Source organism: Natronorubrum aibiense (assembly GCF_009392895.1).
Lineage (GTDB): Archaea > Halobacteriota > Halobacteria > Halobacteriales > Natrialbaceae > Natronorubrum > Natronorubrum aibiense.
Genome location: NZ_CP045488.1, coordinates 2,017,432 through 2,032,944 on the forward strand (window position 1 = coordinate 2,017,432; position 15,513 = coordinate 2,032,944).

General features: G+C 63.7%; 18 protein-coding genes. 11 read left to right on the forward strand and 7 right to left on the reverse strand.

The genetic code is table 11. The features are described 5' to 3' along the window. The first annotated feature begins 25 nt into the window (after positions 1 to 25). Positions 26 to 400 (forward strand): hypothetical protein, encoded by a 375-nt coding sequence (locus GCU68_RS09875; RefSeq protein WP_152941172.1) that lies wholly within the window; start codon positions 26 to 28, stop codon positions 398 to 400. Between the two features lie 97 nt (positions 401 to 497). On the opposite strand, the gene GCU68_RS09880 is transcribed toward GCU68_RS09875, so the two are convergent. Beyond that, complete coding sequence (locus tag GCU68_RS09880) at positions 498 to 971, reverse strand: DUF5812 family protein (RefSeq protein ID WP_152941174.1); 474 nt, start codon at positions 969 to 971, stop codon at positions 498 to 500. 123 nt (positions 972 to 1,094) lie between these two features. Here GCU68_RS09880 and GCU68_RS09885 point away from each other — a divergent pair, with 123 nt between their 5' ends. The 3 genes from GCU68_RS09885 (at position 1,095) to GCU68_RS09895 (ending at position 4,038) form a co-directional block, all read left to right on the forward strand. Continuing rightward, positions 1,095 to 1,406 carry a hypothetical protein gene (locus GCU68_RS09885; RefSeq protein WP_152941176.1) on the forward strand — a complete coding sequence of 104 codons (312 nt, stop codon included), beginning with the start codon at positions 1,095 to 1,097 and terminating at the stop codon, positions 1,404 to 1,406. A 103-nt stretch (positions 1,407 to 1,509) separates the two neighbouring features. After that, the gene (locus tag GCU68_RS09890; protein ID WP_152941178.1) at positions 1,510 to 2,811 is read left to right on the forward strand and encodes a glucose-6-phosphate isomerase; all 1,302 of its coding nucleotides are present in this window, start codon (positions 1,510 to 1,512) and stop codon (positions 2,809 to 2,811) included. Positions 2,812 to 2,919: 108 nt separating this feature from the next. Continuing rightward, entirely contained in the window at positions 2,920 to 4,038 is a 1,119-nt protein-coding gene (locus GCU68_RS09895; protein WP_152941180.1) for a CPBP family intramembrane glutamic endopeptidase, read from the forward strand. 23 nt (positions 4,039 to 4,061) lie between these two features. Here GCU68_RS09895 and GCU68_RS09900 read toward each other — a convergent pair whose 3' ends face one another. Together GCU68_RS09900 and GCU68_RS09905 are read right to left on the reverse strand one after the other, a co-directional pair. Beyond that, positions 4,062 to 4,520: an NOB1 family endonuclease gene (locus GCU68_RS09900; protein ID WP_152941182.1), complete on the reverse strand. Its 459-nt coding sequence runs from the start codon at positions 4,518 to 4,520 to the stop codon at positions 4,062 to 4,064. A gap of 4 nt (positions 4,521 to 4,524) precedes the next feature. Beyond that, positions 4,525 to 4,770 carry a PRC-barrel domain-containing protein gene (locus GCU68_RS09905; RefSeq protein WP_152941184.1) on the reverse strand — a complete coding sequence of 82 codons (246 nt, stop codon included), beginning with the start codon at positions 4,768 to 4,770 and terminating at the stop codon, positions 4,525 to 4,527. A 185-nt stretch (positions 4,771 to 4,955) separates the two neighbouring features. On the opposite strand from GCU68_RS09905, the gene infB reads away from it, so the two are divergent. Continuing rightward, complete coding sequence (gene infB / locus GCU68_RS09910; protein WP_152941186.1) at positions 4,956 to 6,755, forward strand: translation initiation factor IF-2; 1,800 nt, start codon at positions 4,956 to 4,958, stop codon at positions 6,753 to 6,755. 28 nt (positions 6,756 to 6,783) lie between these two features. Here the strand turns inward: infB and GCU68_RS09915 are convergent, their stop codons facing one another. Next, positions 6,784 to 7,158, reverse strand: a complete 375-nt coding sequence (locus GCU68_RS09915; protein ID WP_152941188.1) for a cyclophilin-like family protein — start codon at positions 7,156 to 7,158, stop codon at positions 6,784 to 6,786. A gap of 21 nt (positions 7,159 to 7,179) precedes the next feature. Continuing rightward, positions 7,180 to 8,109: a hypothetical protein gene (locus tag GCU68_RS09920; RefSeq protein ID WP_152941190.1), complete on the reverse strand. Its 930-nt coding sequence runs from the start codon at positions 8,107 to 8,109 to the stop codon at positions 7,180 to 7,182. 203 nt (positions 8,110 to 8,312) lie between these two features. Here GCU68_RS09920 and GCU68_RS09925 point away from each other — a divergent pair, with 203 nt between their 5' ends. The 4 genes from GCU68_RS09925 to GCU68_RS09940 all read left to right on the forward strand — a co-directional run bounded on the left by GCU68_RS09925 (position 8,313) and on the right by GCU68_RS09940 (position 11,886). Further along, positions 8,313 to 8,738: a hypothetical protein gene (locus tag GCU68_RS09925; protein WP_152941192.1), complete on the forward strand. Its 426-nt coding sequence runs from the start codon at positions 8,313 to 8,315 to the stop codon at positions 8,736 to 8,738. A 219-nt stretch (positions 8,739 to 8,957) separates the two neighbouring features. Next, positions 8,958 to 10,646: a glutamine hydrolyzing CTP synthase gene (pyrG, locus tag GCU68_RS09930; protein WP_152941193.1), complete on the forward strand. Its 1,689-nt coding sequence runs from the start codon at positions 8,958 to 8,960 to the stop codon at positions 10,644 to 10,646. Beyond that, a complete protein-coding gene (gene guaA / locus GCU68_RS09935) occupies positions 10,646 to 11,563 on the forward strand; it encodes a glutamine-hydrolyzing GMP synthase (RefSeq protein WP_152941195.1) in 918 nt (305 codons plus the stop codon). Before pyrG ends, guaA begins: the two co-directional genes overlap by 1 nt. Then, positions 11,560 to 11,886 (forward strand): DUF7126 family protein, encoded by a 327-nt coding sequence (locus GCU68_RS09940; protein WP_152941197.1) that lies wholly within the window; start codon positions 11,560 to 11,562, stop codon positions 11,884 to 11,886. The genes guaA and GCU68_RS09940 overlap by 4 nt, the downstream gene beginning before the upstream one ends. Positions 11,887 to 12,421: 535 nt before the next feature. Here the strand turns inward: GCU68_RS09940 and GCU68_RS09945 are convergent. Next, a complete protein-coding gene (locus tag GCU68_RS09945) occupies positions 12,422 to 13,168 on the reverse strand; it encodes a 5-formyltetrahydrofolate cyclo-ligase (RefSeq protein ID WP_152941199.1) in 747 nt (248 codons plus the stop codon). Position 13,169: 1 nt separating this feature from the next. Then, positions 13,170 to 14,006, reverse strand: coding sequence for a MogA/MoaB family molybdenum cofactor biosynthesis protein (locus GCU68_RS09950; RefSeq protein ID WP_152941201.1), 837 nt, complete (start codon positions 14,004 to 14,006; stop codon positions 13,170 to 13,172). A 104-nt stretch (positions 14,007 to 14,110) separates the two neighbouring features. Between GCU68_RS09950 and GCU68_RS09955 the strand changes: the two genes are divergently transcribed. Both GCU68_RS09955 and GCU68_RS09960 read left to right on the forward strand, forming a co-directional pair. Then, complete coding sequence (locus GCU68_RS09955) at positions 14,111 to 15,139, forward strand: zinc-binding dehydrogenase (protein WP_152941203.1); 1,029 nt, start codon at positions 14,111 to 14,113, stop codon at positions 15,137 to 15,139. 55 nt (positions 15,140 to 15,194) lie between these two features. Further along, positions 15,195 to 15,497, forward strand: a complete 303-nt coding sequence (locus GCU68_RS09960) for a hypothetical protein (protein ID WP_152941205.1) — start codon at positions 15,195 to 15,197, stop codon at positions 15,495 to 15,497. The last annotated feature ends 16 nt before the right edge of the window (positions 15,498 to 15,513 follow it).

Consider the following 15,513-nt stretch of genomic DNA (forward strand, 5'->3'; position numbering starts at 1 on the left):
GCCGATCGCGCTCGTTATCGTCGGTATGACGTCCGAGTCAGATCGCCACGCCGGTCGATCGGTTTCACAGTCGGAGCCGCCAGCGGGTGCGGCCGCTGAGCGAGTCGTTGTCTCGTACCCCGCGGACCTCTCTGAGTGGGGACGATTTCAGGTCGAAAAGCCGTCGTTTCGTGCCTTCTTGCGGAAAACCCGCGACGCGGCGCGTCCGGGCGACGTCTGGGAGGAATTCGTCGGCGTCGGCTGCTGTGGAAACACGTTGGACGTCCCCCTGCGCGTCGAACGCGTCGACGGTGGCTCCCGAATCGACGCCGACACCGAGATCGACTACGAGGTACGGGACGCGTGCGGACTCGAGGGCAGTTGGCGAGTCCAGAGCAAGGGCGGCCCAAGCCGGGCCTGATACTGTCGGACAGAACTATTCGAAGATCGGTCGCGCTACTGCGGCCGCTAATTCGCGACCGACTTCTCACTGACTTCTGTCCGACAGTATGACTCGCTCAGTCCGGCAGATAGCGCACGCTCAACACGCCGTCGTCGATCGCCCGACGAACCTCGACGCGGACGGCTTCGAGTCGAGCCGCTCGAGCGATCGTCTCGTCGTCCTCGAGGACGTCTGCGGCGGCCGCCTCGACGTCGTCTGCTGGAACGCGGAAGATGTGTATCTCGCCGGTCCCGGCTCGCTCCTCCTGGATCAACTCGCCGACTTCGGCGCCGGCCGCCAGCTCTTTCGCGTGTTGGGTCGGCTCGAGATCGCTGTCGACCAGTTCGATCGCGCATCGGTTTTCGACCTCGATAACCTGCCACGTGACCTCGAGCGGCGGTTCCGGTGCGACGGTCGCCTCGAGGACGTCGTGAACCTCGAGGCCGGGGTTCGATCCGAGCGTGTGTACCTGTGCAGTCTCGACGTCACGGACGACGGCCGAGTCGGGTTCGGCGTGGGTGACGACGAACGTCCCCGTTGTCTCGCTCATAGGTGGTCGTAAGGCACTCGTCGGTTTCCGGGTTTCGGCTTTCGGTCGGCACGTCTCCGCGATCGTTCCCACTGGGCGGGGACCGAACGTGCGCTTATGCCGCCGAGCTGCATACGAGTTCGCATGGTCTGTTCGAAACTCCTGAAACTCTGGTACGGCACGAGTGCGCTGTACGGCCTCCTCACGGCGCTTGCCCCGAAACGGAGCCTGTCGCTGTCGCTGAACTGCTGGAAGCGTAGTTTCGAGAATGTCTCGGAACTCGAGCCGAAACCGTGGTACGTCCGCGCCACTCGAGCGGCCGGCATCGGCCTGTTCACCGCCGGAATCGCCGCCCTCGCCCTCGAGGAGCGTGCACGTCAGGCAGCCGACAACGACCGTGCGGACGATGTCGACGTCATCGAAGTCGACGTCGACGAGGACGAATCGGCCGACTAACTCCTTCTTGCGGCTCGAGTATCCGGTTTGCGGGTGACTTCGAGCCGACCGTGGCCGACTGCATGACGGAACGCCTTTTGCCCCGGCGGTTGCCTGCTCGCGTATGAACGTCGATATCGGTAACGCGCTGGCATCGGTCGCCTCGCCGGGCGTCTCAAGAGCGTCGCTCGAACGACTGGATGAACAGGTCGCGGACGCCCACGACCGCATCGAGCAGGGAATGAAAAATCACGAACACGGCTACGAAGCGCTGAACCTGCCCCAGCGAACTGACCCGGACGCGATCCGCGCGGCCGTCGAGCCCGTCGCCGACGCCGATGCGCTCATCACGGTCGGCATCGGCGGCAGCGCACTCGGCGCGGCGACGATCACGAACGCACTCGCCGACGAGAGCGACACCGAAGCGGTCTACCTCGACAACGTCGATCCCGAATGGGTCTCGAGCCACCTCGACCGACTCGACCTCGAGAATACGGCGATTAACGTGGTCTCGCGTTCGGGGACGACCGCGGAGACGCTTGCGAACTTCCTCGTCGTCCGGGACGCCTTCGAGTCGGCGGGCGTCGACTGGACCGAGCGCACGATCGTCACGACCGGCGACGCCGGCCCGCTTCGTGACCTCTCGGATCGCCACGACCTCCCCTCGCTGAAGGTCCCCGACGGCGTTCCGGGTCGGTTCTCGGCGCTGTCGGCGGTCGGCATGGTCGCCGCGGAAGTCTGTGGCCACGACCTCGAGGCTCTCCTCGAGGGCGCGGCCGCCGAAGCCGAGACCCTGTCGGGGTCGCTGTTCGAGTGTCCGGCCTACGCCTACGGCGCGACGACGTACGCACTCGATCAGCGCGGGGCCGGCATCAACGCGATGATGCCCTACGCGGAGTCGCTCGAGACTGCCGCCGAGTGGTTCGCGCAGCTGTGGGCCGAGAGCTTAGGCAAGGACGACCTCGGTCAGACCCCGGTGCGCGCCCTCGGCGTGACCGACCAGCACTCCCAGCTCCAACTCTACCGGGCTGGCCCGCGCGACAAACTCGTCACGTTCGTCTCGCCCGGTGAGGCCGCAGACCGATCGATCCCGGCCACTGACGTCGACGATCTCGCCTATCTCGGCGATGCGACGCTGGGTGAGTTGCTCGAGGCCGAGTTCGAGGCGACCGAGGCCAGCCTCGCGGCGGCCGGCCGCCCGAACGTCCGGCTCGAACTCGAGCGCGTCGATGAGTACGAACTGGGCGGCCTGCTGTACGGACTGGAAGCCGCGTGCGTGCTCGCGGGCGAACTCTATGCCGTCAACACCTTCGAGCAACCGGCGGTCGAGTGGGCGAAGAAGGCGACCCGCGGCCTGCTCGGTGGCGGCGAGTTCGAGGAAGCCGAAGCTGTCGCGGAGAAGACGTCGCTTCGCGTCGAGCGGTAGTCGGAACTCGAGCGATAGCTCGAGACTGGATGCCGGACGAGCAGTCGAACGTCGGCCGATCGGTTGCGTTGCGGTGGGCCTATGAACACGCACGCGAACACTCACAGTATGAGCGACACTGCGCAGGTCGTCGACGGTGACGGCGATCCGGGCTCGTCCGCGTTCGTTCCGACCGTCGGCACTGTCCTCTCGGCGATCACCGTCGCTGCACTGTTGATTCCAGTTCGATCCGGGGCCGACGATCCGGCGCTACTGGTCGCCGCGGCCGGGGCGCTGCTCACCACCGGCGCATTTGTCACGCGTCGGCACGCGCTCCTCGAGCGACGCGTCGCCGGCTCGATCGCCGCCGGCTCGAGTCTCCTCGTCGTGTTCCTCTCGGGATACGTGATCACCCAGGGGGTGCTCGGCTCGGTCGTCGTTCCGGGACTCGACTGGTCGATCTCGTTGCTGTTTTGTGCCTTTTTCGTCGCCGCCGGAAGCGTCGGCATCGGCGTCGCCGAGCGCGCGGGTCTCTCGAGTCGCGGACTGATCGCTCGACTGGGGCTGACGGGAGAGATACTGGTGCTCGCGTTCGTCGGCCTGGTCGGTATCTCGATCGCCGCTCTCTTGCTGTCGCTGCCGGTGCGCCTGCTCGCGGGCGAGCCGACTGAGTTACAGCTAACCGTGGTCGAGTACCTCTCCTTTGCCGTCGGACTCGGGGGTGTCGCGGTCGGCTATCTCGCGTTTCGTGGCCGAGACCTCTCGTTTATCGATCTGAAGGCCCCGACGCTGTGGACGATCGGCTGGGTGGTCGGTGGCCTCCTCGTGATACTCGGGGCGAATATGGGGGTCTCGGCGCTGATGAGCGCCGTCGGTATCGAGGCCTCCGAGCATACGACGACCCAGCGAGTCGCCGAAAACCCCGATCTGTTGCTCATCATCATCCCGTCGATGGTGCTGTTCGTCGGCCCGTTCGAGGAACTGCTCTATCGCAATGTCATCCAGAAATCGCTCTACGAACGGTTTTCCCGACCCGGTGCCGTCGTCGTCGGGAGCGTCGTGTTCACGCTCGTTCACGTCTCGGCGTACGCCACGGCGGGCGCGGGGCAGATTCTGGCGAGTTTGTCGCTGTTGTTCGTCCTCGCGTTGATCCTCGGAACGCTCTACGAGCGGACGGAGAACCTGCTGGTGCCAGCGCTGGTCCACGGCTGTTACAACGCAGCGATCTTCATCCCGATGTACTTCTAACGGCCAAAAAGCAGTTTCGACGGTTACGACGGATTCTTTCGCGCAAGCTCCGAGCCACAGATCGGACACCGATCCTTCTGCTCGTCGAACTCGCGGCCACAGCCCTGACACTGGTACTGCCAGTGGCGTTGTTCTTCGATTCCCTCTCGAGCGATCACTTCGACGGCGACGTTGAGTTTCTCGGCGACGTTTTGCATCGCGTAGTCGTCGGTCACTAGCGTTCCGTCTAGTTCGAAACTCGCGGCGATAAGTCGAATGTCGGTGTCTGAAAGGACGTCGAGGTCACCGGATTCCTTGGCCGCACGCTCGACCTTCTCGGTGGTGTCGCCGTTCGGAATGTGGATGTGCATCCCCGAGCCTTCCATCGCGTCGTAGCGATAGGCGCTCTCGTCTTTGAGTTCCTCGCGGACGAGTGGGATGGTTGCAGTCTGTTCTGTCGTGTGAAAGTCGTGAATAAACGCCGAGGAGTCGAGAACGTACATACCGTTAGCGCTGGACGACAATGTAATCTTTCACCGCTTGGACACGGTTGACTGGCACGCGAAAGCGGCCGTCCTCGTCGACGTCGAAGTCGACTGATCGGGTCGGCAGTTGCTCGTCAGGGTCGATGACGAGGTCGTGGAGTTTACCCGATTTGATGTCCATCGTGATGTTGTAGAGCAGTCCGAGCTCGACGCCGTCGGAACCCATGACGGACTTGCCCGAGAGGTTTTCAGCGAGTATATCGCTCATGCATACCCGTATTTACTAATCGGTATTAAAAACCACGGGGACCGTATGACAGCTCGTGGTCGCGTGTCGCCGGTCGGGACAGTCAGTTTCGCTCGGTTTCCGCGTCTGTCGACAAACGCGGATGACGATGGGTTTAACTACCGTCCTGCGGACGCTTTAGATAAGACCTTCTCGGGTGGTTCACCATGTCGAATACGGATACGCGCGACCCCACATCTCTCAGAACACCGATCGTCGCCGTCCTTGGACACGTCGATCACGGTAAGACCAGTCTCCTCGATAAGATACGCGGCTCTGCGGTCATCGAGGGTGAAGCAGGAGCGATTACCCAGCACATCGGCGCGACGGCCGTCCCGCTGGATATCATCTCCACTATCGCGGGCGACCTCGTCGACCCGGACGATTTCGACCTGCCCGGCCTGCTATTCATCGATACGCCGGGTCACCACTCCTTTACGACGCTTCGCTCCCGGGGTGGGGCTCTCGCCGATATCGCGATCCTCGTCGTCGACGTCAACGACGGCTTCCAGCCCCAGACGCTCGAGGCCTTAGAGATCCTCAAACGATCCCAGACGCCGTTTATCGTCGCGGCGAACAAGATCGACACCGTCCCCGGCTGGAACCCGAAGGAGGACGTCCCGATCAACGACACCTACGAGTCCCAGTCCGATCGCGTCCGCCAGCGGCTCGATGAAAGTCTCTACGAGATCATCGGCAATCTCTCGGACGAGGGCTTCTCCGCGGACCTTTATTGGCGCGTCCAGAACTTCCAGCGCAACATCGGCGTCGTCCCCGTCTCGGCGATGACCGGCGAGGGCGTCCCCGACCTGCTGACGGTCATGATGGGTCTCTCCCAGCGCTACATGAAAGAGGAGATGGAAATCGACGTCGCCGGCCCGGGCGTCGGCACCGTCCTCGAGGTCAAAGAGGAGAAAGGCTTCGGGACGACCATCGACACCGTCCTCTACGACGGGACGATTAGAGCCGACGACACGATCGTCGTCGGCGGGATGAACAAGCCAATCGTCACCGAGGTTCGGGCGCTGCTCCAACCCCGGCCGCTCGCCGAGATCCGAACCGAAAGTCGGTTCGAGAAAGTCGACGAGGTGTCGGCTGCGTCGGGGATCAAGGTCGCCGCGCCCGACCTCGCGGACGCGATGGCCGGCGCGCCGGTCCGGGTCGTCCGCGATCGCGACCTCGAGGAGGTCATCGCCGAAGTCGAGGCCGAACTCGCCGACATCGCGGTCGACACCGAAGAGCAGGGCGTCGTCGTCAAAGCCGACACACTCGGCAGCCTCGAGGCGATGGCCGACGCCTTAGACGAGGCCGAGGTGCCGATCGTCCGCGCGGAGGTCGGCGACGTCGCCCCGCGTGATATCTCGGTTGCCTCGACGGCCGAGGACCCGAAACAGCGGGCGATCCTCGGATTCAACGTCGACGTACTCAGCGACGCCGAACAGCGTGCCGAAATCGAGGACGTGACGCTGTTTACCGACGAGGTCATCTACCAACTGATCGAGGAGTACGAGCAACACGTCGAGGAACTCGAGCGCGCCCAGCAGGATACGATCCTCGACAACATCGTTCGGCCCGCCCGGTTCCGCATTCTGCCCGACCATACTTTCCGCCAGAACGATCCCGCGGTCGTTGGCGTCGAGGTGAACTCGGGGACGATCCAGAACAACACGAACGTCGTCAAGTTCGACGGAAACGAGCCCGAACGCGTCGGCCAGATTAAAGGGATTCAAGAACAGGGCGAGGACGTCGACGAGGCTCGCGCCGGCAACCGCGTGAGCGTCGCCATCGACGGCCCGACCGTCGGCCGCCAGATCGAAGAAGACGACGAACTATGGACCGAGATCCCCGAGAAACACGCGAAGATCTTAGAGCAGGAACTGGCGAGTGAGATTCCCGGCGACGAACTCGAGGCGCTGAACATGTATCTGGACAAACAGCGCAGTCGGGACCCGTTCTGGGGCAAGTAATCGCACCACCGCCCGCAGTTTTCGCCACTTATTCGATCCGCTCGACTCGCACCTGTGCACCACCTTCGAGCGTCTCGAGCGCCGAGACGTCCTCGAGTCGTGCGACGACGGTGACGGGCGCGGCAGCGCGTGGTTCGCCATCCTGACTCATTGGCGTCTCGTCCCAGAACAGACACAGTTTGTCGCCGTCCGGCCAGTACGCAATGGCCCCTTCTGGGACCACGTCGCTGGCGTTCTCGAGCGGGACGTCGAGCGCGAGGTCGAAGTACAGTTCGCCGCCCCAGCGAATCCCGTCGCCGGCGACGGGTACTGCGGCCTCGAGTGCGGCTCTCGTCTCCGGAGCGTCGTCGGTCCAGCTCGCTGTCAACTCCCGATCACCAACGATGACACGAAGATCCGTCATGCGTCCACCGTCACACGGCCACTACTTCGTCTTATCTACCGGCGCGACTCGAGCGTCGACCGACGGCCCCTGTCTTCGTCGCCCGCGTGCGCGTTCGAGACCCTCGAGGACGGCCTCGGGGTCGTCGATCGCCGACCGGTCACAGCGAATGTCGAGCCACCGACGCTCGAGGACGAGTTCGTCGTCGGTGAGTTCGATGCCGGTAATCGAAGCCCACGGCACGAGCGTTCGCTTGCAGGTGCGCTCGAGGACGACGCCGGCCGCGTGGGCGTGGATCTCCGGGACGCTCCAGCGCTCGCTCGCGTCGAAATCGACCCAGTCGTCACCCCAGTCAAATCGGTTCGCGAGGAGCACGACGCTCCCGTAGCCCGCCCAGAGGAGGCCAATCCAGTTGCCGGCTGCGATGCTCCCGACGCCGGCGAGGACGAGACCGACCGCCATCGCAAGGGATACCCACTCGTTCGCTCCGTAGCGGGGGTCGTGCCACGCCCAGGAGACGACCGGCTCGTCGGGTGTCACGGCGGCGACGTACCGGTTTCTGGCCATCCGTGAAACGCCGACGGCGACGGCCCCACTGAGCAGACTGCTCGCGATCACGAGCACGCTGAGTCGGGTCGTGGACTTGAGTGTGGACACCGCCGGGAGGACGACCACGGCTGCGAACGCGGCCGCGGGGAGATAACACGCGAGCCGTCGACGGCGAGACTGACCGATTCGTTCGGGGAGGCCACGCAGCCGATGACCGAAGATGAAGACGAACAGGAGAACGGCCGTCAGCGTACTCGGTGCGGTGGCGAGGACCGTCGCCGTCGTTGCGTCCACGACGACGCCAGCGATCGCGGTGAGACCGGCGACGATCACCCCGAGGTAGAACCCGAAGCCAGCCTTGAAGCCGAGATCAGGGGCGGGAATGCTGGGGGCCGAAACCGAGCGGGGATCGTGAGACGTCACAGTACCATACTGGTTGTAGATGTGACAACAAATAGGTCCGGGTCAGCCGCGCGTGATCGGCCCGAAACGACGGCCGCCGCGCCTCGAGTCCATGCCTGTGCATCGTTGTGCTGCGAGAAGTCGATGCCGAGACGCCGGGCAGGTATAAACTGGTTGAGTCTCCCACTGAAACGATTACGTGTGTGATGCTGGTGGAATCCGGTATGCTCGTACACCTTCGGCAGTACAAACACGAGGAGGTCCAGTTCGACGACAACCGGACGACCGGCGAGTCCCAGACCGAAGACACGGTCAATCCGGACGCGGAGGACTACTTCGGCACGGAGATGGATGAACTCAGCGTCGAGACGTGGGACACCGTCGAACACGAGGGTGATCCGATCCAGCGGCGCTCCGTCACGGTCGAGGGCGTCACTGCGGTGTCCGTGCCGAAAGAGCCCACCGACGAGGACGACCCAGACCTTCCCGGGAAGACGATCCAGCTCCGGATGGGCGGCGGCATCGAACACTTCGCGCAGACGGAGATCGTCGAAGTCCAGGACGAGGATCCACAGGCGACGGAAGCCGAGGGGAAAGCCCCCGAGGCAGACGAGTCTCACGGCAAGTCGACCATGGACGAGGAGCCGTAGTCCGAATCAGGAGACGTCACAGTCGACGCAACCCGGCTTTCGCTGGTGTTCGGTCTAGCCGTTCGGAAACACGGCCTCGAGTGCCCCGCTTTAGACGCAGGGAGTTGGAACACGATCCGGCCATCCAGATTCTGGACCTGTCACACGCGAGAATGACAGCGATTGCCGGTGACGGACCGGTCCCGAAATCGTTTTCAACCGTTCACACGGACACTCGGTATGCCGACGGAATCGGACACTCATTATGACCCCGATCTGGGGAGCAAGTTCATCTTCGTCACCGGCGGTGTGATGTCGGGACTGGGAAAAGGGATTACAGCCGCAAGCACCGGCAGACTCCTGAAAAACGCCGGGTTCGACGTCACCGCAGTCAAGATTGATCCGTACCTCAACGTGGACGCAGGGACGATGAATCCCTACCAGCACGGCGAGGTCTACGTCTTAGAAGACGGCGGAGAGGTCGACCTCGATCTGGGGAACTACGAACGGTTCCTCGATATCGACATGACCTCGGACCACAACATCACCACCGGGAAAACCTACCAGCACGTCATCGAGAAAGAGCGTGCGGGCGACTATCTCGGGAAGACGGTCCAGATCATCCCACACATCACCGACGACATCAAACGCCGCATTCGGGAGGCCGCCGAAGGCACCGACGTCTGTATCATCGAAGTCGGTGGCACGGTCGGCGACATCGAGGGGATGCCCTACCTCGAGGCGCTTCGCCAGTTCGCCCACGAGGAACCCGAGGAGAACGTCCTCTTTACGCACGTCACCCTCGTCCCGTACTCGAAAAACGGCGAACAGAAGACCAAGCCGACCCAGCACAGCGTCAAGGAAGTCCGCTCGATCGGCCTCCAGCCCGACATCATCGTCGGCCGGTGTGAGGACCGACTCGACCCCGAGACTAAAGAGAAGATCGCGCTGTTCTGTGACATCCCCACCGAGGCGGTGTTCTCGAACCCCGACGTCGAGGACGTCTATCACGTCCCGCTGATGGTCGAGGAGGAAGGCTTAGATCAGTACGTGCTCGAGCACTTCGACCTCGACGACGAGGCGCTCCCACCGGGTGAGCGAGCCAACGAGTGGCGCGACATCGTCACGACTGAGAAAGACGAGGCGGTCGACGTCGCGCTGGTCGGCAAGTACGACTTAGAGGACGCGTATATGTCGATCCACGAGTCGCTCAAACACGCCGGCTTCGAACTCGGCGCTGACGTGAACGTCCACTGGGTGTCGGCCGACGAGATGGCCGACGGCCACGACGGCCAACTCGAGGACGTCGACGGTGTCATCGTCCCCGGCGGCTTCGGGATGCGCGGCTCCGAGGGCAAGATCGAAGCCGTCCGCTACGCCCGCGAGAACGACGTGCCGTTCCTCGGCCTCTGTCTTGGCTTCCAGATGGCCGTCGTCGAGTACGCCCGCCACGTGCTCGGACTCGAGGATGCCCACTCGGCCGAGATGGTCGAGGACACCCCGCACCCGGTTATCGACATCCTGCCCGAGCAGTACGAGGTCGAAGACATGGGCGGCACGATGCGCCTGGGCGAGCACACGACCGTCATCGAACCCGAGACGCTGGCCTACGACCTCTATGACGATACGTCCTGTACCGAGCGCCACCGCCACCGCTACGAGGTCAACCCCGAGTACTTCGATCAGTTCGACGACGAACCGCTGACGTTCTCGGGCACGGCGGGCAACCGAATGGAGATCTTAGAGCACGAGGATCACCCCTTCTTCCTCGGGACGCAGTTCCACCCCGAGTACACGTCCCGACCCGGCCAGCCGAGCCCGCCGTTCGTCGGCCTCGTCGAGGCCGTCCTCGAGCGCGCGACCGGCGCCGACGCTGAGCAGAAATCCGCAGACGCTGACACCGACACCGAAACCGAGGTAACCCACTGATGGTAGACACTGAAACATTCGTTCCGGACGCAGTTGCAGAGATCGAAGACGAAATCGGCGACGCAAACGCCGTCATCGCCCTCTCGGGCGGTGTCGACTCCTCAGTCGCCGCCGCGCTGGCCTACGAGTCCATCGGCGACCAGCTCACCCCGGTCTACGTCGACACCGGCCTGATGCGGAAAGGCGAGACTGAGCAGATTCGCGAGACGTTCGATTACATGGAGTCGCTGCGGATCGTCGACGCCAAAGAGCGGTTCCTCGAGGCCCTCGCTGGCGTCACCGATCCCGAAGAGAAACGCGAGGTTATCGGCGAACAGTTCATCCGCGAGTTCGAGCGCGAAGCGAAAGACGCCGACGCCGACTACCTCGTCCAGGGGACGATCTATCCCGACCGGATCGAGAGCGAAGGCGGCATCAAGTCTCACCACAACGTCGGTGGCCTGCCGGACGTCGTCGACTTCGAGGGCATCGTCGAACCCGTTCGTGATCTCTACAAGGACGAAGTCCGCGAGGTCGCCCGCCACCTCGGACTCGACGAGATCGTCGCCGAGCGGATGCCGTTCCCCGGCCCCGGCCTCGCCGTACGCGTCATCGGCGAAGTAACCGAGGAGAAACTCGAGGTCGCCCGCCACGCCTGCCACGTCGTCGAGGAGGAACTCGAGGAGTACGAGCCATGGCAAGCACTCGCCGCCGTAATCGGCAAGGCGACGGGGGTCAAAGGCGACAACCGTGTCCACGGCTGGGTCGTCTCCGTTCGCTCCGTCGAATCGCGAGACGGCATGACCGCGCGCGCACAGGAGATCGACTGGGAGACGCTCCAGCGCATCCAGTCTCGAATCACCGGCGGCCACGAGAACGTCGCCCGCGTCGTCTACGACGTGACCCACAAACCGCCCGCAACGATCGAGTACGAATGAGCACGGACGTCATCGTCGCCGGCCCGGACGAAGACGGCATCGCCGAAGCCCTCGAGGAAGCGGGCGCGACTGTCGCCCGCATCACGGGCGTCCTCTCGCGGCCCACCCTCGAGGAGGCCGGCATCCTCGAGGCGGAGCTGTACGTCCTGACGGACGTCGGTGAGGCGACGACGATCCCGATCGTCTATGATCTCAACGACGAGTTGCGGACCGTCGTCTACGCGCGGGACACGATTCCGGAGTTCATCAAAGGCCAACTCGATCTGGCCGTCGATCCACAGCTGATGGACGCCAACTTCGTCGCCGACGAACTCGTCGACTAACGATCCGGAACCTCGAGCGCATTTTCAGGTTGTTTCATACGGACTCTTGTCCTGTCAGTGACGGTGTACTCGCGACTCGCGACCGTCCGGCGGTGCACCGGGAACTCGAGACAGCAGGCCGTCTCACCGGTGAGTCGACGGAACTCGAGATTCAGTTTCGAAAGCCGCAATTAGCGTTCGTAGTAGAGTAATAAACGGTCTCGAGCGACGATTCGGCCGAGTAAACCCGGATTGAATTCGGTCGAATTCGGGGCAAGGATCTCATACCATCGCCCCCGTTCAAGTAACAGCCACCAGTACTGTCGGATGGAAGTTGACGGGCAGACCCCACCAAGGCATCCACTGCCTGTTCCCGTGACTTCCAGCAACCCCACCACAGCACCCTTCCCCACCATTGCCACACCGTTCCGTTTCCCGGTACCGACGCGAGCTCTCTGCACCGGCTCGCGTCGTACCCTGCGGTTGGCACCCCCCAAGGCGCGAGGGTTTCGCGCCTCGGGCTGATGCCGTTTCGCTGAAATTGCTTTTCGCCCAGCTACTGCTCTCGTAGCCGCCGTAACACGGGAATCTCCGCGAGTCGCTCGTCCGAGAGCAGCTCCCAGTCGATTCCGGTCGGCTGCTCGTGACTGTCGGGACGAATCGTCCGCTCGGGTGTGACGATCAGGTCCATCGTGACGTCGTGGTCGTCGATCACGACCGGTTCGTCGAGCCGTTGGCGCTCGTGAATCGTCGTCGCGACCGTCGTCCCCGCGTCGACGAGGTTGAGCCCACGGAGGATCGCGTATTCGAGGTCGCTGTAGCCCTCTCCCTTGCCGATACGACCGCCCTCGTCGGTAACGGCGACACTGCCGGAGACGATCAGATCGATCGCCTCGACGGCGTCCGGCCCGACCTGCTCGCCGTGTTTCGATGACCCCGACACCGTCGTCGCTGCGTCGTAGTCCTCGAGTTCGTCGGGATCGAGTTTGAGAAAGCACTGTTCGTCCGCGAGTCGCGGCACAGCCATATACACAGTTTTTCCCTCCCGCAGTGCCCGCCGTCGAACCGGTAGCTGCGGGGCGTCGGGGTTGGCCTTGATCGTCGATGCGGCCTGCCACTCGGGTTGGGCGGCCAGTCGGTCAGCCGCCTCGTCCGCGCCAGCGAAGTTCGGGATTCGCCCGTGTGGTGGGAACGGAAAGCGAGCCTCGCCGCTGTCTTCGAGGGCGTCCCAGACGCGCTCGCGAACGGCTTCTTTGGCGGTGGGCACGTCGCCGTCGCCGTTGTGGTCGTCCGATCCTCCCATCTCACTCACCGTCGTCGCCGTCGCCGTTGGACGTGACGTCGAGAGCCGCGTCCGCCGCTGTCTCGTGTTCCGTATCGGCCGCGTTCGCTTGCGTGTCTGCGTTTGCAGCGGCCCCCTCCTCGAGATCGCTGTCCATTTCCGTCTCGAGATCGTCGCCGGCTTCGGCTTCTTCCTCGAGGTCGGCGTCACCGGGTGTCGCACGAGCGAGGTCGATGAGGTGGTGGATCTCGGGCATGACTATTCGCTCGAGACCGAGTCGGATTGCGGGTTCGTTCCCGGGCAGACAAAACACGGGAATGCCGTCGGCAACGCCCGCAAGCGTTCGGGCTGCGATAACGCGGGTGCCGACTTCTTCGTAGGCCAGCGTCGTAAAGAGGTCGCCGAATGCCGCAAGCTCCTTGTCGAGCAGCGGACTGACGGCCTCGATGGTGACGTCGTCGGGTTCGATGCTGGTTGCGCCACCGGTGACAATCAAATCGACGTCGTCGCGGTCGAGCAGCCTCGAGACAACCGATTGGATCTGGTCGAGGTCGGCGTCGACGTGTTCTCGTATCGCGATCTCGTGATCGTCCTTTTTGAGGATCGTGACGATCGTCTCGCCGGCGGCGTCCTTTTCGATCGTCCGATCCGTCGCGACGGTGACGACGCCGACGCCGAGCGGTCGGACATCCGGTTCGGTTTCAGTATCCGTTTCGGGTTCAGTTTCGGCGTCTGCTTCCGTTTCGGCCGCCGCTTCGGGCTGTGCGTCGTTCTCGTCACGATCCGGGTCAACCGTCGGCTCGTCGTCTCCGTCCGGCGGTGTCGTCGCGTCGTCTGCACGCTCGTTCCGCTCGTTCATACGGTCCCATTCTCAGGCCGACATGTAAAACGCACCGAGGGTAACCGTGGTCACCGACAGCATAGCCCAACTGTTATGAGGCGGGTTTGCGTTGACTCGCGTGTATGAAAGCAGTCAAAGTCACGGAACACGGTGACACAGACGTCATCGAGTACGGCGAGTATCCCGATCCCGAAATCGACCGCAACGAAGTGCTGGTCGACGTGAAAGCGGCGGCGCTCAACCATCTGGATATCTGGACCCGTCGAGGAATGCCGGGAATCGATCTCGAGATGCCACACATTCCGGGCAGTGACGGAGCCGGTGTCGTCGAGGAAGTCGGCGAGGACGTCACCCGGTTCGAAGAAGGCGACCACGTCGCCCTCTCGGCCGGCGTCGGCGATCTCCGAATGGACGACCCGACGTTGGATCCGCGCTATCACATCATCGGCGAGCACGTCACCGGCATCCACTCCGAGTACGCTGCAATCTCCGAGGACAACCTGATCCCGGTTCCCGAACACGTCGACTGGGCGGTCGCCGGCTCGAGCTGTCTGGTCTTCCAGACCGCCTGGCGGATGTTGATCGACCGCGCGGACCTCGAGGCCGGCGAGTCGGTACTCGTTCTCGGAGCCAGCGGCGGGGTCGGACACGCCGCGCTCCAGATCGCAGATTACGCGGGCGCGGAAGTGTACGCGACCGGTAGCACCGAGGAGAAGTTGCAGTACGCCGAGGAACACGGTGCCGACCACGTCTGTAACTACGAAGAGGAGAACTTCGCGGACTGGGTCCGCTCGGAGACCGGCGGGCGCGGCGTCGACGTCGTCGTCGAACACGTCGGCGCACCCACGTGGCAGGACTCCCTGAAGAGTCTCACCAAGGGCGGGCGGCTCGTCACCTGCGGCGGCACCGGCGGCGGCAACCCCGAGACGGACATTCCTCGAATCTTCTGGAACCAACTCGAGATCATCGGCTCGACGATGGCCACGCCCGGTCAGGTCGACGACGTGATGGAACTCGTCTGGGACGGCACCTTCGAACCGGCGATCCGCGAGGAGCTGCCGATGAGCGAGAGCAAACGCGCCCACGAGATAATCGAAAACCGCGAAGGGTTCGGCAAGGTCGTCGTCCGCCCCGACAGCGAACTCGAGTAAACCGGCTCGCTCCGGAACCGTGAGGGCTTTCACCACAGGCTCGAAACGATAGCCTGTGACCTCGAGCGACGACGGCTACGTCCACGATCCCGCCGCCTTCGACGATGAGGGAACGCGAGCGGAGTCACCGAACGACGACTGGAACGACGGCCCGGCTCATCCCGAGACGGCAGACCGAGAGTTCGACTGGCGTGGCTGGCTGGTCGTCGGAATGATCGTCGTCGCCTTTCTCGTCGCCCCGGCCGCGATTTATCTGTGGCCGCCGGGCGTCGGCTACCGCTTTGCGCTGTTGATCTTGCCGTTGATTCCGGCGTTTTTCCTGGCCGTGACGGCCGTCTGGGCGACGACGCGACCGTAAGCGGCAAAAAACAGCG

Coding starts and splice junctions, on each gene's coding strand:
- GCU68_RS09875 (WP_152941172.1), top strand. CDS start 26: ATGACGTCCGAGTCAGATCGCCACGCCGGTCGATCGGTTTCACAGTCG.
- GCU68_RS09880 (WP_152941174.1), bottom strand. CDS start 971: ATGAGCGAGACAACGGGGACGTTCGTCGTCACCCACGCCGAACCCGAC.
- GCU68_RS09885 (WP_152941176.1), top strand. CDS start 1,095: ATGGTCTGTTCGAAACTCCTGAAACTCTGGTACGGCACGAGTGCGCTG.
- GCU68_RS09890 (WP_152941178.1), top strand. CDS start 1,510: ATGAACGTCGATATCGGTAACGCGCTGGCATCGGTCGCCTCGCCGGGC.
- GCU68_RS09895 (WP_152941180.1), top strand. CDS start 2,920: ATGAGCGACACTGCGCAGGTCGTCGACGGTGACGGCGATCCGGGCTCG.
- GCU68_RS09900 (WP_152941182.1), bottom strand. CDS start 4,520: ATGTACGTTCTCGACTCCTCGGCGTTTATTCACGACTTTCACACGACA.
- GCU68_RS09905 (WP_152941184.1), bottom strand. CDS start 4,770: ATGAGCGATATACTCGCTGAAAACCTCTCGGGCAAGTCCGTCATGGGT.
- infB (WP_152941186.1), top strand. CDS start 4,956: ATGTCGAATACGGATACGCGCGACCCCACATCTCTCAGAACACCGATC.
- GCU68_RS09915 (WP_152941188.1), bottom strand. CDS start 7,158: ATGACGGATCTTCGTGTCATCGTTGGTGATCGGGAGTTGACAGCGAGC.
- GCU68_RS09925 (WP_152941192.1), top strand. CDS start 8,313: ATGCTCGTACACCTTCGGCAGTACAAACACGAGGAGGTCCAGTTCGAC.
- pyrG (WP_152941193.1), top strand. CDS start 8,958: ATGCCGACGGAATCGGACACTCATTATGACCCCGATCTGGGGAGCAAG.
- guaA (WP_152941195.1), top strand. CDS start 10,646: ATGGTAGACACTGAAACATTCGTTCCGGACGCAGTTGCAGAGATCGAA.
- GCU68_RS09940 (WP_152941197.1), top strand. CDS start 11,560: ATGAGCACGGACGTCATCGTCGCCGGCCCGGACGAAGACGGCATCGCC.
- GCU68_RS09945 (WP_152941199.1), bottom strand. CDS start 13,168: ATGGGAGGATCGGACGACCACAACGGCGACGGCGACGTGCCCACCGCC.
- GCU68_RS09950 (WP_152941201.1), bottom strand. CDS start 14,006: ATGAACGAGCGGAACGAGCGTGCAGACGACGCGACGACACCGCCGGAC.
- GCU68_RS09955 (WP_152941203.1), top strand. CDS start 14,111: ATGAAAGCAGTCAAAGTCACGGAACACGGTGACACAGACGTCATCGAG.